Origin of the sequence: Aminobacter sp. Y103A (assembly GCF_030294925.1) — a bacterium.
GTDB classification, from domain to species: domain Bacteria; phylum Pseudomonadota; class Alphaproteobacteria; order Rhizobiales; family Rhizobiaceae; genus Aminobacter; species Aminobacter ciceronei.
This window is the reverse complement of the sequence record NZ_AP017987.1, coordinates 142,160-157,622: the sequence shown is the minus strand read 5'-3', so window position 1 is coordinate 157,622 and position 15,463 is coordinate 142,160. Positions and strand designations below refer to the sequence as shown.

The following is a 15,463-nucleotide window of genomic DNA, read 5'->3' as shown; positions in this document are numbered from 1 at the left end:
ATACGAGGGAACGAAACGGGAGGTGTGCCTTTGGCACAAGGGAGCGAGACGCGCGGACACGACACGTTTGCCAAGCTGTTGTGCGAGCACGCACAAGTGCGGCCAGACCGTCCGGCGATGCGCCACAAGGATCTTGGCATCTGGCGGACGTGGAGCTGGAGCGAACTGGCCGAGACCATCCGCGCCTATGCGACCGGCTTGCAGCAGCTGGGTCTCGAGCGCGGCGCGACGATCGCGGTCATCGGCGAAAACCGGCCGGCCATGTACTGGACCATTCTCGCCGCGCAGTGGCTGGGCGCCATCCCTGTCCCTGTCTACGCCGACGCAGTTGCCGACGAGATGGCCTATGTGCTCGACCATGCCGACGTCGCATTTGCGGCGGTGCAGGACCAGGAGCAGGTCGACAAGCTGATCTCGGTCCAAGATCGTGTTCCTAAGCTCCGCACCGTGCTTTATGACGAGCCGCGCGGCCTGCGCGATTATGATCACAGCCGGCTTCACGCCATCGACACCATCATAGCAAACGGCCGTGCCCTGTTGGCTTCCGACGCCACTGCGCGCGCCGCAATCGACGCCGAGCGCGATCATGGCCAGGCCAGCGACATCTCGATCATCCTCTACACCTCGGGCACGACAGGTCGCTCCAAGGGCGTGCTGCTGACTGCCGGCGGCTCGATTGCGGCGGCGCGCGATACCGTCACCTTCGACAAGCTGACCGACCGCGACGAGGTGCTTGCCTACCTGCCGCTGGCATGGGTCGGCGACCACTATCTCAACTATGCACAGTCGCTGGTCGCCGGCTTCTGCATCGCCTGTCCCGAAAGTCGCGAGACCGCCGAGGCGGATACCCAGGAGATCGGCCCGAGCTTCTATTTCGCGCCGCCACGGGTGTTTGAAACCCTGCTGACCCGCATCACCATCCGCATGGAAGATGCCGGCGCGCTGAAGCGCTCGATGTTCAACTACTTCATCGGCATAGCCAAACGCTGGGGCGAACAGATCCTCGACGGCAAGGACGTCCCGCTTCGTGCTCGCCTCGGCTATGCCATTGGCAACCTGCTGGTCTACGCGCCGCTGAAGAACGTACTCGGCTTTTCTCGCATCCGGGTCGCCTACACTGCCGGCGAGGCGATCGGCCCGGATCTGTTTTCGTTCTATCGCTCGCTCGGCCTCAACCTGAAGCAGCTCTATGGGCAGACCGAAGCATTCCTTTATGTCACCGCGCAGCCGGACGGGCAGATCCGTGCGGGCACTGTCGGGCCGGCAACACCCAATGTCGACATTCGTATCACCGACGACGGGGAGGTGCTCTACCGCTCGCCGGGCCAATTCGTCGGCTATTACAAGGACGCGGAAAAGACGGCCGAGACGGTAACGTCAGATGGCTATGTGAGGACGGGCGACGCCGGCTTCTTCGACCCCGACGGCCACCTCAACATCATCGACCGGGCCAAGGATGTCGGCAAGCTGAGGTCGGGCGCGCTGTTTGCGCCGAAATACATCGAAAACAAGCTGAAATTCTTCCCCAACATCAAGGAAGCCGTGGCCTTCGGCCAGGACCGCGACTTCGTCACCGTGATGCTCAACATCGACCTCACGGCGGTCGGCAACTGGGCCGAGCGCAAGAACATCGCCTACGGCTCGTACCAGGAACTGGCACAGCGGCCCGAGGTCTATGCGATGTTCATCGAGCATGTCGCCGAGGTGAACCGGGCACTCGCGGCCGAGCCGCGCATGGCTGCCGCCCAGATCCATCGCTTCCTGATCCTGCACAAGGAACTCGACGCCGACGACGGCGAGATGACCCGCACCCAGAAGGTGCGGCGCGGCTTCATCGCCGAACGCTACAAGCCGCTGGTCGACGCGCTCTACAACGGTGCCGGCGCTGCCGACATCTCGACCGAAGTGACCTTCGAAGACGGTCGCAAGGGCGTGATCTCGGCCCGGGTCCGCATCGCCGACACCAAGGCGATGCCAACCGCAAAGCTCGAGGCCGCCGCATGACCGCGACATCGGAAACCCTGCTGGCGGTCGATGGCGTATCCTTGTCGTTCGGCGGGGTGAAAGCCATCACCGATGTCTCCTTCGACATCCGCAAGGGCGAGATTCGCGCCATCATCGGCCCCAACGGCGCCGGCAAGACCTCGATGCTGAACGTCGTCAACGGCTTCTATCACCCCCAGCACGGCCGCATCACCTATAAGGGAAAGACCCGTCCGCACATGCGGCCCTACCAGGCAGCGAGCCAGGGCATCGCCCGCACGTTCCAGAACGTGGCGCTGTTCAAGGGCATGACCACGCTCGACAACATCATGGTCGGCCGCACGCTGAAAATGCACCGCGGCCTGTTCTGGCAGATGCTGCGTTACGGGCCGGCGATGCGCGAGGAGATCGAACACCGCCGCGTGGTCGAAGACATCATCGACTTCCTGCAGATCGAGTCGATCCGCAAGACGCCTGTCGGCAAGCTGCCCTACGGCCTGCAGAAGCGCGTCGAGCTCGGCCGGGCGCTTGCGATGGAGCCGGAGCTCCTGCTGCTCGACGAGCCGATGGCCGGCATGAACATCGAGGAGAAGGAGGACATGTGCCGCTACATCCTCGACCTCAACAAGCACTTTGGCACCACCATCGCTCTCATCGAACACGACATGGGCGTGGTGATGGACCTGTCCGATCGCGTGGTGGTGCTCGAATACGGGCACAAGATCGCCGACGGCACGCCCGAGGTGGTCAAGGCCGACCCGAAGGTCATCGAAGCCTATCTCGGCGTGGGGCACTGAGCATGCAGCAGTCTGGTGGAAGAGAGAAATTCCGCATGAACACGAGACGCACGACATGCCGGCCGGCTCGCGCCATCTGCCGGCTCGGCTGAGGGGGGGGGGTAACAGATGCTCTACAACATCTTCATCGACCCCTTCGTCCAGATGGTGCAGATGCCCGACCTGCTGGTGCAGACCCTTTGGGAAGGGCTGGTCTCCGGAGTGCTCTATGCGCTGATCGCGCTTGGCTTCGTGCTCATCTTCAAGGCCTCGGGCGTGTTCAATTTTGCCCAGGGCATCATGGTGGTGTTTTCGGCGCTCACTCTCGTCGGCTTCTACGAGAAGTTCTCGGCAGCAGGTTTCTCGGGTCACGCGGCCGCCTTCGTCGCCCTGATCCTGACCGCAGGGGTGATGTTCGTGCTGGCGATGCTGGTCGAACGTGTCGTGCTCAGGCCGTTGGTCAACCAGCCCGACATCATCCTGTTCATGGCGACCTTCGGCATCACCTATGTGCTGATCGGCCTCGGCGAGATGGTGTTCGGCGGCGACCCCAAGCAGATGATAACAAGCGAACTGTTCCTGCCCAGCGGTTCGGTCGACGTCGAGATGCTCGGCGGCCTCGTCAGTTTCCAGAAGATCGACATCGCCGCCGCGATCATCGCGTCAGCGATGATCGTCGGGCTCGCCCTGTTCTTCCAGAAGACCCGCATCGGCCGGGCGTTGCGTGCCGTGGCCGACAGTCACAAGGCAGCACTTTCGGTCGGCATTTCGCTCAACCAGATCTGGGTCATCGTCTGGTTCGCCGCAGGCCTGGTCGCGCTGGTGACAGGCATCATGTGGGGTGCCCGCTCCGACGTCTCCTTCGCGCTCGAGATCGTGGCCCTCAAGGCGCTGCCCGTTCTGGTGCTGGGCGGACTGACCTCGGTGCCCGGCGCGATCGTCGGCGGCCTGATCATCGGCATCGGCGAGAAACTCGGCGAGTTCTACTGGGGGCCTTTGCTCGGCGGCGGCATCGAAAGCTGGTTCGCCTATGCCATCGCTCTGCTGTTCCTGCTGTACCGGCCGCAAGGCCTGTTCGGCGACAAGATAATCGAGCGGATCTGACACCATGTTCTATCGCGAGACGGGCCAGTTCAAACAAAGCTACGCGGCCGACCAGGCGGTGTTCCCGATCCTGCAGGACAGGCTCGGCCTGGCCGCCATCCTGCTCGTTGCCTTCGTCGTCGTGCCTTTGTTCGGCAACGAGTTCCTGCTCGCCTCGGTCATGGTGCCGTTTCTGATCTTGTCGCTCGGCGCGATCGGGCTCAACATCCTCGTCGGCTACACCGGCCTGTTGTCCCTGGGCTCGGCAGCCTTCATGGGCGTCGGCGCCTATGCCGCCTACAAGCTTTCGACGATCTTTCCGGGCGTCAACATCCTGGTCTGGATTCTCTGCTCGGGCTTCTTCGCAGCCGGCATCGGCGTGCTGTTCGGCCTGCCGTCGCTGCGTATCAAGGGCTTCTATCTCGCGGTCGCGACGCTCGCCGCACAGTTCTTCCTGCAATGGTGCTTCGTCCGCATCAGCTGGCTCTACAACGACAATCCGTCAGGCGCCATCGAGGTGCCGGCGCGCACCTTGTTCGGCCTCGCCATCACCGGCCCGTCGGCCACGCCGGTGACACGCTATCTGGTCGTGCTCGTCATCGTCGTGGTCATGACCCTGCTTGCCTCCAACATCGTTCACGGTCGGATCGGCCGCACCTGGATGGCAGTGCGGGACATGGACATCGCCGCCCAACTGATGGGCATCCGCCTGCTGCCGGCAAAGCTGTTGGCCTTCGCCGTGTCATCCTTCTATTGCGGCGTCTCGGGCGCGCTGATGGTGTTCCTGTGGCTCGGCGCCGCCGAGCCGTCGGCCTTCGACATCAAGCTGTCGTTCCTGCTGTTGTTCATGGTCATCATCGGCGGTCTTGGCTCGATGATCGGCAGCTTCTTCGGCGCCGCGCTCATCCACATCCTGCCGATCGTCATCCGCGGGCTTCCCGAGGCGCTCGGCCTGCCGATCGCAGCCGCGACCGTCGAGCACCTGACCTATCTGATCGTCGGTGCCCTCATCATCTTTTTCCTGATCGTCGAACCGCACGGCCTCGCGCGGCTCTGGCAGATCGCCAAGCAGAAGCTTCGTGTGTGGCCCTTCCCTTACTAGGGGCTGCCCACAAGACGGAAATGCAAACAAGTAGGGAGGAGAACGTCATGTCACTCAAGAACTGGTTATACGCACTTTCCGCAACAGCAGTGCTGACCTTGCCCGCCGTCCACGACGCGCAGGCCGAGGACTCGATCTACGTGCCGCTGTTCACCTACCGCACCGGCCCGTTCGCCGGCTCCGGCACGCCGATCGCCAACGGCATGCACGACCACCTGACGCTACTCAACGAGCGCGACGGTGGCATCGGCGGCGTCAAGCTGATCGTCGAGGAATGCGAGACCGGCTACGACACCAAGAAGGGCCTCGAATGTTATGAATCGGTGAAGCCCAAGAAGCCGGTCATCGTCAATCCGTGGTCGACCGGCATCACCTTGCCGCTGATCCCCAAGGCAGCCGTGGACAAGATTCCCGTGCTGTCGATGGCCTACGGCTTGTCGGCCTCGGCCAAGGGCGACACCTTCCCCTGGATCTTCAACCCGCCGGCGACTTACTGGGACGGCTTCACCCAGATCCTGCAGTACATCGCGACGCAGGAAGGCGGCGGCATAGAGAAGCTCAAGGGCAAGAAGATCGGCTACATCTATCTCGACGCCAGCTTCGGCCGCGAGCCGCTGCCGCTGATCGAGCAGCTGTCGAAGGAACTCGGCTTCGAAGCCAAGCTGTATCCGGTTGCAGCCGCCGACATGCAGAACCAGTCGTCGCAATGGCTGAGCGTCCGCCGCGACAAGCCTGACTACATGATCCTCTATGGCTGGGGCGCGCTCAACGCCACCGCCGTCAAGGAAGCTGTCAAGACCAACTACCCGATGGAGAAGTTCATCTCGATCTGGTGGCCGAGCGAGGATGACGCCAAGGGCGCCGGCGATGGCGCCAAGGGCTTCAAGACGCTGAACTGGCATGCCGTGGGCGCAGACTTCCCGCTGCTTGCCGATATCCAGAAGCACGTCGTCGACGCCGGCAAGAGCCAGGTCTCGGGCAAGGACAAGGTCGGCCAGGTTCTCTACAACCGCGGCATCTACAATTCGATGCTGATTGCCGAGGCGATCCGCAGAGCCCAGGAAATCACCGGCAACAAGGTCGTCACCGGCGAGGACGTACGCCGCGGTCTCGAGGGCCTCAACATCGACGACGCCCGGCTCAAGGAAATCGGCCTCGAGGGCTTCACCGGTGCAGTCAAGCTCTCCTGCACCGATCACAACGGTCACTTCTCGACCTTCGTCCAGAGCTGGAACGGCACGACCTATGAAAAGGTGTCCGACTACATCGCGCCGCTGAGCGACAAGGTCGGTCCGCTGCTCGATGCCGACGCCAAGGCCTATGCCGAGAAGAACGCGCCATGGCCGGCCCGTTCCGAGGCCTGCGACGCCTCCTGAGGCTCACCCTGAACCCAGTCCCTTCCCCACATGGGGAAGGGACGATGACCCGGAGCTTGCTGATGTCTGAACATGCTTCCAAAGCGGTCGAGCCGGCCCGGCCGATGCTGTCGGTCAACAATATCGAGGTGATCTACGATCACGTCATCCTCGTCCTCAAGGGCGTGTCGCTTGATGTGCCGCAAGGCGGCATCGTCGCCATCCTGGGGGCCAACGGCGCCGGCAAGACGACGACGCTCAAGGCGATCTCCAACCTGCTCAGGGCCGAGCGCGGCGAAGTCACCAAGGGCTCGATCGAGTTCGACGGCGACCGCGTCGACCGACTAAGCCCAAACGAACTGGTGCGGCGCGGCTGCATTCAGGTGATGGAGGGACGCCACTGCTTCGGCCATCTGTCGATCGAGGAAAACCTGCTCACCGGCGCCTTCACGCGTCGCGACGGCAACCGTGCCATCCGCGACGATCTCGACATGATCTACGACTATTTCCCCAGGCTGAAGCAGCGCCGCTCATCGATGGCCGGCTACACCTCGGGCGGCGAGCAGCAGATGTGCGCCATCGGCCGCGCGATGATGAGCCGACCCAAGATGATCCTGCTCGACGAGCCGTCGATGGGGCTGGCGCCTCAGGTGGTCGACGAGATCTTCGAGATCGTCAAGGATCTGAACAGCAAGCAGGGCGTGTCGTTCCTGGTGGCCGAGCAGAACACCAACATGGCGCTGAAATACGCCACCTATGGCTACATCATGGAGACCGGGCGCATCGTCATGGATGGCGACGCCGCCTCCCTGCGCGACAATGAGGACGTCAAGGAATTCTATCTCGGCATTGGCGGCGAGGGCCGCAAGTCGTTCCGCGAGGTCAAGAGCTACAAGCGGCGCAAGCGCTGGCTGGCATAATCTGTTCCGGGCAGCGCGGGACTAGCCACGGCAGCGCCCTGCCCCTTGTCCAAACTCCAGGTGAACCATGGTGACGAACGCATATTACGATGCCGGGGAAACCCAGGATCCAGCGGCCCGCGAGGCGGCACTTTTTGCCCAGCTGCGTTCGCTTATCGACGCCGCGCTGTCCGCGACGCCGGCCCTGCGCCGGCAGCTCGAGGGGATTGCGCCTGATAGCCTCATCGACCGCACTGCCCTGCAGCAAGTGCCGGTCATCCGCAAAAGCGAGCTGCTTGCCTTGCAGACCGAGAACCCGCCTTTCGCCGGCCTCACGCCCACCAGGCCCGGCGCACTCAAGCGCCTGCTCGTTTCCCCCGGACCGATCTTCGATCCGGAGGGACGCAGCGACGACTGGTGGGGCTCAGCCCGCGCCCTGTACGCCTCGGGCATGCGTGGAGAAGACGTCGTCCACAACGCCTTCAGCTACCACCTGACCCCAGGCGGACACATGATGGAAGCCGGCGCACACGCGCTCGGCTGCGCAGTGATCCCCGCTGGTGTCGGCAACACCGAACAACAGGTCGAGGCGATCACAGTGCTGAAGCCCACCGGCTACATCGGCACGCCGGATTTTCTCAAGATCCTGCTCGACCGCATGGCGGCATCAGGAGCTGCCAGCCCGTTCCGGCACGCGCTGGTTTCGGGCGCAGCGTTTCCGGCCACGCTGCAGCAGGAGATCGTCAACGCCGGCATCGACGCCTACCAGGCCTACGCCACCGCCGAACTCGGCGTCGCCGCCTATGAAACGGCGGCGCGCTCGGGCCTTGTCGTCAACGAAGGCCTGATCGTCGAGATCGTGCGCCCGGGCACCAACGAGACTGTCCCAGATGGCGAAGTCGGCGAAGTCGTCGTGACACGGCTCAGCCCGGAATACCCGCTGCTGCGTTTCGGCACAGGCGACCTGTCGCGTGTCCTGCCCGGCCCGAGCGCCTGCGGCCGCACCAACATGCGGCTCGCCGGCTGGATGGGTCGCGCCGACCAGCGCACCAAGATCAAGGGCATGTTCGTCGACCCGGCCCAGATCGCCGCCATAGGAAGAAAATTCCCCGCCCTTGGCCGGCTTCGCCTCGTCGTCAGTCGCCAGGCCGAACAGGACGTCATGCTGCTGAAGGCCGAAGCCGGTTCAGCCAACGGCGGGCTGCAAGCAGAACTCGAGGCGGCTTTGCAGGCAGCGACCAAGATGCGCGGCGGCGTCGAAATCGTCGCCCCCGGCACCTTGCCCAATGACGGCAAGGTCATCGCCGACGAGCGGCCGATCGAATAATCCAAGGCAGAAGCTCGCCAGCAAGCACCGTCTGTAGAAAGAAGCCCGGGCGATGCCGGGCTTTTGTTTGTCGGGGTGTGGGCTGATGTGTTGTCTCAGTGATCCATGGCCTTGACGATTTCTTCGGTCATCTTCTTGGCGTCGCCGAGCAGCATCATGGTGCCGTCCTTGTAGAACAGCGTGTTGTCGATGCCGGCATAGCCGGAGCCGAGGCTGCGCTTGACGAACAGGCAGGTGCGGGCCTTGTCGACGTCGAGGATCGGCATGCCATAGATCGGCGAGCTCTTGTCGTCACGTGCCGACGGGTTGGTGACGTCGTTGGCGCCGATGACATAAGCGACGTCGGCCTGCGAGAACTCCGAGTTGATGTCTTCGAGCTCGAAGACCTCGTCATAAGGCACGTTGGCCTCGGCGAGCAGCACGTTCATGTGACCGGGCATGCGGCCGGCGACCGGGTGGATGGCGTATTTGACTTCCACGCCATTGGCCTTGAGCTTGTCGGCCATCTCGCGCAGCGCATGCTGGGCCTGGGCCACAGCCATGCCGTAGCCCGGCACGATGATGACCTTCTGGGCGTTCATCATCAGATAGGCCGCGTCGTCGGCGGCACCTGTCTTGACCGTGCGCTGGATGCCGTCGTCGACAGCTGCCGCCGTCTCGCCGCCGCAGCCCCGCCGTGGTAATCACGATGTCCTGCTTGGCGATGTGCTCGGCGGTCAGCGCCGCCTGCTTGGCCTGGTACTCCTTGGACATCTCCTTGGCGTAGCCGCCGGCGGTCTCCGCTGCCTTGAACTCCTCGTCCTCGACGGCGAGGAACTTGGCGCCGAGCGAGGCGACCTGCTCCTTGACAGCCGGACGCACGTCGGTGGCCGTCACGATCGCGCCCATGCGGCGTGCGGTGGCGATCGCCTGCAGGCCGGCGACGCCGACGCCCATGATGAACACCTTGGCAGCAGGAACCGTGCCGGCTGCCGTCATCATCATCGGCAGCGCCCGATCATATTCGGCAGCACCGTCGATGACCGCCTGATAGCCGGCGAGATTTGCCTGCGACGACAACACGTCCATCACCTGGGCTCGGGTGATGCGCGGCATGAACTCCATGGCAAACGCCGTCACCCCCGCCTTGGCCATCGCCGCCACACCGGCCTCGTTGCCATAAGGATCCATGGTGGCAAGCACGGCAGCACCCGGCTTGTAGCCCTTGACCTCGGCCTCCGAGGGACGGCGCACCTTGAGCACCACATCGGCCTTGGCGGCATCGCCGGCCTTGCCGATGACAGCCCCCACCGCCGCATAATCGGCATCGGGAATGCGCGACAAGGTGCCTGCACCCGTCTCGACAACAACCTCGAAGCCAAGACCCACAAGGCGTTTCACCGTATCCGGTGAAGCACCCACACGGCTCTCAATCGCATCCAACTCTCTGGGTATGAATATCGTCCCGGACATCCGAGGTCTCCGCGCAAATGTTCGCCCGCCGGGAAGCCTCCCGGCGGCGTTGATGCCGTTACTGCCGTATATGCCGATTTTGCGGATCGGCCGAACCGACTAGAGAGCCGCGCGTCCATAAGGAGGCGCCAAGGATGCTGCAGAGCTTAGGCGCCGTGCTGATCCTATCCGAAAATCACTTCCGATTTTCGGACTGCTGGTCTAGTGGGCGACGAGAATGCCCTTGGCCTCGAAGATCGCCCGGATCTGCCGGACATAGGCGTGGTAGTCCTTGTCCTCGTGAGTCTTGCTCCACTGGCGCGGCCTGGGCAGGTCGATCTTGAGGTCGAGGTCGACGCGGCCCGGGCGGGGCGACATCACCAGGACGCGGTCGGCGAGGAACACGGCCTCGTCGATGCCGTGAGTGATGAACAGCACCGTATTGCGCAGGCGCAGCCACATCGACTGCAGGTCCATGATCATCTGTTCACGGGTCAGTGCGTCGAGCGCGCCGAAGGGCTCGTCCATCAGAAGCAGACCCGGCTCCTGGATCAGCGCCCGGCAGATCGCCACGCGCTGGCGCATGCCGCCGGAAAGTTCCGAAGGGTACTTGTTGCCGAAGCCGGCCAGGCCGACCTGGGCCAGCAGTTCCTCGGCGCGCGCGCGGTACTTGGCGACGTCGAGCTTCTTGATCTCGATCGGCAACAGGATGTTGTCGAGCACCGTGCGCCAGTAGAGCAGCAGATCCGACTGGAAGACCACGCCGGTCTTCGGATGCGGCCGGCTGACGCCGTCGCCGTCAATGGCGATGCTGCCCGTCGAGGCAGGCGTCAGGCCGGCGAGAAGCGACAGCAGCGTGCTCTTGCCACAACCGCTGGGACCGACGACGGCAACGAAGCTGCCGGGTTCGATCTTGAGATCGATCTTGTCGAGCGCAAGGACGTCATCGTCCTCGCGTGTCTTGTAGATTTTGGAAAGCCGCGAAATGTCGACCGCCGCGCCCATCTGGGTAGTGGCACTCATGGGATTGCCTCACTGAAGCTGTTGTCGTTGTTCGGCCGCACAGGCGGCCGAACTGATTACTTGCGGCCTGGCTATTTGGCAGCGTCGCGCTTGTAGGTGACGCGGGCTTCGATCGTGTCGATGATGAAGTAGAGCATCACGCCGAGGCCGGAGATCGTCACCACTGTGGCGAAGTTGAGCGTCGTGTCGAACAGCGAGTTGGCTTGCAGCTGCAGATAGCCGAGGCCACGTTCGGCAGCGACATATTCGCCGATGACTGCACCGATGACCGCCAGCGACACCGCAACCTTGAAGCCGCCGAAGATGTTGGGCAGAGCTGCCGGCAGACGGACCTTGAAGAAGGTCTGCCATTCGCTGGCGCCCATCGAGCGGACCAGGTTGACCAGGTTCTTGTCGAGCGACTGCAGGCCGACGACCGTCGAGATGACGATCGGGAAGAACGAGATCAGGAAGGCCAGCGTGATCTTGGGTGCCCAGCCATAGCCGAGATAAAGCACAAGCAGCGGCGCCAGCGCCACCTTGGGCACCGTCTGCAATGCGACCAAGATCGGGTAGATCGCACGCTCGAAGGCCCTGGAATAAAAGATCGCCAGCGCCAGCGGGATGCCGATCATGACGCCCATGGCAAAGCCTGCGACGACTTCGAACAGCGTGACATAGGCGTGGGTGGCGAGCAGAGGGATCTCGTTGCCGATCCGTGTGGCGATTGCCAGCGGCGTCGGCAGAACGAACTCCGAAAGCCCGGAAAGCGGGACCAGCACCTGCCAGGCGCCAAGCAGCACAACCGCCAGGATCAGCGCCGAATAGCGCTCCAGCCATGGCCCACGTGATTTTTTCCTGCTCATGCCCTTGCCTTGCTTCTTCTGCGCCTGCGCGGCGCCTATTACATCCGTGCTCGCCACCGTAGCCTCACTGCGTCAGAAGTTCATTGGTATAAAAGGACGACATCGGCTTGGCGTCGCCGATTTCCTCGACGCTGCCGATCAGCTTGATGGCGTCGGCAATCGCCTTCTCGTCGATGTGGCCGATCGGCGTGCCGGCAGGCGAATGGATCGATGCCGAGGTCGCTTCGATCTGCTGCTGCACCACCTTGTCGGACGGACCCGCCTGCCAGCCGGCCTTGAGCGCGGCGGTGGCGGCGGCCGGATCGGCCTTCGTCATCTCGATCGCCTTGGCGTTGGCAGCGAGGAAGCTCCTGAGCGCCGGGCCCTTCTTGGCGATGCCGTCATCGCTGGCGACAACCGCCATGCCCGGTACGGCCAGGCCGAACTCGGTCAGATCGAGGGTCGGAAACTTGGTTCCGGTCTTGTCCTCGAGCACCGGCAGGTCGTTGGTCTTGTACACGCTGACGACGTCGACCTGCTTCTGCAGGAACTGCGGCACGCGCGACTGCGAGTCCATCTGGACCTTCGAGACCTTGCTGCAGTCGATCTTGTTGATCTCGCAGAAGGCGCCGAGATAGGAAGTGCCGGTCTCGCCGACGGCGTGGGCAATGGTCTTGCCTTCGAGATCCTTCGGGGTCGTCACCGCCTTGTCGGGATGCGAGATCAGCGCGATCGGCGATTCAGGCTGGTAGAGCGCGATGATTTTGACCGGCATGCCCTTCTGGATCGCCGAGATGGCGAAGATGCCGGGCAGGATAACGGCGTCTTCCTGGCCCTGGATCAGCGAACCGAGTGCGGCCTGCGAGCCGGCGCCTTCGCCGAGCTTCAGCGTCACCCCGGCATCCTTGTAGAGGCCCTTCTGCTCGCCGAGATAGAAGAAGCCATATTCGCCCTTCAGCTTCCAGCTGAAGCGGACGTTGACGTCTTCTGCCATGGCGCTGTGGCTGGCAAGAACGGTGGCGACAGCAGCCGTGGCGATGAGCGCCGTGCCGCGAATGAGACCTGTGGCGTACAACATTTCTCTCCTCCCTAACGAGCACCTTGCGGGCGCCCCTATGGCCCGAAGGCCTGCCTCTCTCCCCGGAACGAGGCGCGACAGCTTTCGCTCTCAATCCTCATTCTTGATCTCATAGTGTGATCACATTTCATGATTGTCAAGCGATGAATCGGGTGAAGCGGCGCGCGAATTCGCGTGTTCGATCAATGTCTCGGCGTGAACCTACTGCCTTAGCGGCAAGCATCGGAAATTGCTGGCGGATTCACCACGCGTCGAGACGACGCAACCCCGCCCGTTGCCGGGCGAGCGCGATCACAGACCAATGAACGTCCTGGAACTGCCTGAAAAATGCGAAACGAGCGCAGTCAATTGGCAACGGCGAAGGTGCTCGGCAACGAGCGTACGATGGCGCTTCGGCTCAGGTTGCGGGCAATGAACACCAGCCAGCCGCGCGCCGCATCCTGCGGCCAGCGCGGCAAATATTCGGGCGGGTAGACGACGTGCTGGACACCGTGGATGACAACCGGCCGGGGATCACCCTTGACCGCCAGCAACCCTTTGACCCGCAGGATCGATTGACCGCGGCCGGCCAGCAGCAATTCGAGCCAGTCGACAAAGGCCGGCCAGTCGACCTCCCTGTCGATCTCGACGGCAAAGGTCTCGATGCCATCGCTGTGCCCCGCCATCGGCGTTTCGGCCATCTCGAAGTGGCGCGGTTCCCAGTCCTCGTCGTAACGGAAGATATCGCCGGCGCCGGGCATGGAACTGCGACTGGAACCAAGCTGGCGAACCTGAGGGTTCAACTTGCCGACCTCCTGGCCAAGCGCATCCAGCCGCCATGGTTCGACAAGGTCTGACTTGGTGATCACCACGCAGTCGGCGAGCGCAACCTGCTGGACGGCCTCGGCAAAACTGGCGATGCTGTTGGCGCCGCTGACGCCGTCGACGGTGGCAACGATACTGCCCGTCCGATAGCCGCGGCGGAGCTTGATATCGCTCATGACCGCCTGCATGATCGGCGCGGGATCGGCGAGGCCCGTGGTCTCCACCACGACCCGGCGGAACGGCACCACCTCGCCACGACGGACCATCGCCAGAAGGTCCGCCAGAGTGGATACGAGATCATCGCGCACGGCGCAGCACAGGCAGCCCGAAGACAACAGCACGGCGTCTTCGGAAACCTCGCGCACCAGCAGATGGTCGAGCCCGACTTCGCCGAACTCGTTGATGATCACGGCCGTGTCGGCAAGCTCAGGCTCACCCAGAAGATGCCTGAGGAAGGTCGTCTTGCCGCTGCCCAGGAACCCGGTCAGCACATGAACCGGGATTCTGTCGTCAGTCGTCGCAGCGGCAGGCAACATGGTCAGTTGACCTCGAATATGGCATCCACTTCGACCGGCACATTGCGCGGCAGCGAGTAGCAGCCGACGGCGGCACGGGCATGACGGCCAGCCTCGCCGAACACCTCGACCATCAGGTCGGAGGCACCGTTGATGACCTTGGGATGATCCTTGAAGTCGGGCTCGGCATTGACGAAGCCGCCGAGACGGATGACCCCCACGACGCGGTCGAGATCGCCGTCAAGCGCCTGCTTGAGCTGTGCCAGGATGTTGACTGCGCAGAGCCGCGCGGCTGCCTGGCCCTCCTCGACGGTGAAATCGGAGCCGAGCTTGCCGGTGAACTTGTCCTTGCCGCCTTCGGCGGGAACCTGGCCCGAGACATAGACCTGGTTGCCCAGGCGGCGGGCCGGCACGTAGTTGGCGGCTGGTGCAACGGTCGCCGGCAGGCTGATGCCCAGGCGAGCAAGGTTCTGTTCAACTTTTCCCACCATGGCGGGATCCTCCCAGATCGTGATGTCAGTAATCGAATTGCAGATCCGCCCCTTGCGCGAAGGGCAGCTCGATGCCTTGCGAACCGGCAACGCTGAGCAGCGCCTTGCAGGTGGTACGGATGTCGTGAACGATGCCCTTCTTGGCAGCGGCGGCATTGCCGTCCTTCAGCGCCGCAAGGATGTCCTCATGGTCCGACGCATTCCATGGCATCGAGGGGATCAGCAAGGACATGTACATTGTCGGGCCGAACTGCAGCCACAGCGACTCGATCAGCGGCATCAGCACATCGGACGCGGCCGCCTCATAGAGCGTGAAATGGAATTTCTGGTTGAAGGAAAGGCAGTTGAGAATGTCACGCTTTTCGATCGCCACCAGGAGCTGCTTGTTGATCGCAGCGAGTTCGCTGATCAGCGCCGGCGACGCCCTCTTGGCGGCAAGCTCGGCCGCCATTCCCTCCAGCATCTCGCGCACGGCAAACAGGTCGCTCAGCTTTTCCGGGCTCAGCCTGGGCACGCGCACCGAACCGCCCTTGGTTTCCTCGAGCGCATTGGCTGCAACCAGGCGGCTCAGCACTTCGCGCACCGGCATGGGACTGGTGCCGAAGCCGGCGGCGAGCTTGCGCAGGCTCATCACCTGGCCGGGCAGGAAGGCGCCGACCATCAGGCCGCGGCGCATGTAGCGCAACACATGCCCATGGACGTGGCCGCGCTCCTTCTTGGCCGTTTCGGTGCCGCCGTTGCTGGCGTCCTCAGTCTTGTCTATCCGCATTCT

13 protein-coding genes and 2 pseudogenes are annotated in these 15,463 nt (G+C 63.4%); 7 read left to right on the top strand and 8 right to left on the bottom strand.

The annotated features are described in order from the left end of the window. Window positions 1–117: 117 nt before the first annotated feature. From Amn_RS28305 to Amn_RS28275, 7 genes are all read left to right on the top strand, one after another. Window positions 118–2,004 (top strand): AMP-binding protein, encoded by a 1,887-nt coding sequence (locus Amn_RS28305; RefSeq protein WP_246340743.1) that lies wholly within the window; start codon window positions 118–120, stop codon window positions 2,002–2,004. Then, window positions 2,001–2,780, top strand: coding sequence for an ABC transporter ATP-binding protein (locus Amn_RS28300; RefSeq protein WP_192320476.1), 780 nt, complete (start codon window positions 2,001–2,003; stop codon window positions 2,778–2,780). Before Amn_RS28305 ends, Amn_RS28300 begins: the two co-directional genes overlap by 4 nt. A gap of 108 nt (window positions 2,781–2,888) precedes the next feature. Next, window positions 2,889–3,863, top strand: a complete 975-nt coding sequence (locus Amn_RS28295; protein WP_067967535.1) for a branched-chain amino acid ABC transporter permease — start codon at window positions 2,889–2,891, stop codon at window positions 3,861–3,863. 4 nt (window positions 3,864–3,867) lie between these two features. Then, window positions 3,868–4,944, top strand: a complete 1,077-nt coding sequence (locus Amn_RS28290) for a branched-chain amino acid ABC transporter permease (protein WP_067967530.1) — start codon at window positions 3,868–3,870, stop codon at window positions 4,942–4,944. 47 nt (window positions 4,945–4,991) lie between these two features. Then, window positions 4,992–6,320, top strand: coding sequence for an ABC transporter substrate-binding protein (locus tag Amn_RS28285; RefSeq protein ID WP_286298927.1), 1,329 nt, complete (start codon window positions 4,992–4,994; stop codon window positions 6,318–6,320). Window positions 6,321–6,382: 62 nt separating this feature from the next. Continuing rightward, on the top strand, window positions 6,383–7,219 hold the full coding sequence (locus tag Amn_RS28280; RefSeq protein ID WP_182574300.1) for an ABC transporter ATP-binding protein: 837 nt from the start codon (window positions 6,383–6,385) through the stop codon (window positions 7,217–7,219). 67 nt (window positions 7,220–7,286) lie between these two features. After that, a complete protein-coding gene (locus tag Amn_RS28275) occupies window positions 7,287–8,525 on the top strand; it encodes a phenylacetate--CoA ligase family protein (protein WP_286298926.1) in 1,239 nt (412 codons plus the stop codon). Between the two features lie 95 nt (window positions 8,526–8,620). On the opposite strand, the pseudogene Amn_RS28270 reads toward Amn_RS28275, so the two are convergent. From Amn_RS28270 to Amn_RS28235, 8 genes and pseudogenes are all read right to left on the bottom strand, one after another. Then, a pseudogene (locus Amn_RS28270) lies at window positions 8,621–9,196 on the bottom strand (NAD(P)(+) transhydrogenase (Re/Si-specific) subunit beta); the annotation flags it as partial. A 1-nt stretch (window position 9,197) separates the two neighbouring features. Next, a pseudogene (locus tag Amn_RS28265) lies at window positions 9,198–9,977 on the bottom strand (Rossmann-fold NAD(P)-binding domain-containing protein); the annotation flags it as partial. A 201-nt stretch (window positions 9,978–10,178) separates the two neighbouring features. Beyond that, the gene (locus tag Amn_RS28260; protein WP_067967511.1) at window positions 10,179–10,979 is read right to left on the bottom strand and encodes an ABC transporter ATP-binding protein; all 801 of its coding nucleotides are present in this window, start codon (window positions 10,977–10,979) and stop codon (window positions 10,179–10,181) included. A gap of 71 nt (window positions 10,980–11,050) precedes the next feature. Further along, window positions 11,051–11,824: an ABC transporter permease gene (locus Amn_RS28255; protein WP_154387571.1), complete on the bottom strand. Its 774-nt coding sequence runs from the start codon at window positions 11,822–11,824 to the stop codon at window positions 11,051–11,053. A gap of 64 nt (window positions 11,825–11,888) precedes the next feature. Then, the gene (locus Amn_RS28250) at window positions 11,889–12,881 is read right to left on the bottom strand and encodes an ABC transporter substrate-binding protein (RefSeq protein ID WP_286298925.1); all 993 of its coding nucleotides are present in this window, start codon (window positions 12,879–12,881) and stop codon (window positions 11,889–11,891) included. A gap of 344 nt (window positions 12,882–13,225) precedes the next feature. Then, complete coding sequence (locus Amn_RS28245) at window positions 13,226–14,221, bottom strand: CobW family GTP-binding protein (protein ID WP_286298924.1); 996 nt, start codon at window positions 14,219–14,221, stop codon at window positions 13,226–13,228. A 2-nt stretch (window positions 14,222–14,223) separates the two neighbouring features. After that, a complete protein-coding gene (locus tag Amn_RS28240; RefSeq protein ID WP_067967501.1) occupies window positions 14,224–14,691 on the bottom strand; it encodes a RidA family protein in 468 nt (155 codons plus the stop codon). Window positions 14,692–14,716: 25 nt separating this feature from the next. Then, the gene (locus tag Amn_RS28235) at window positions 14,717–15,460 is read right to left on the bottom strand and encodes a GntR family transcriptional regulator (RefSeq protein WP_067967496.1); all 744 of its coding nucleotides are present in this window, start codon (window positions 15,458–15,460) and stop codon (window positions 14,717–14,719) included. Window positions 15,461–15,463: the final 3 nt, after the last annotated feature.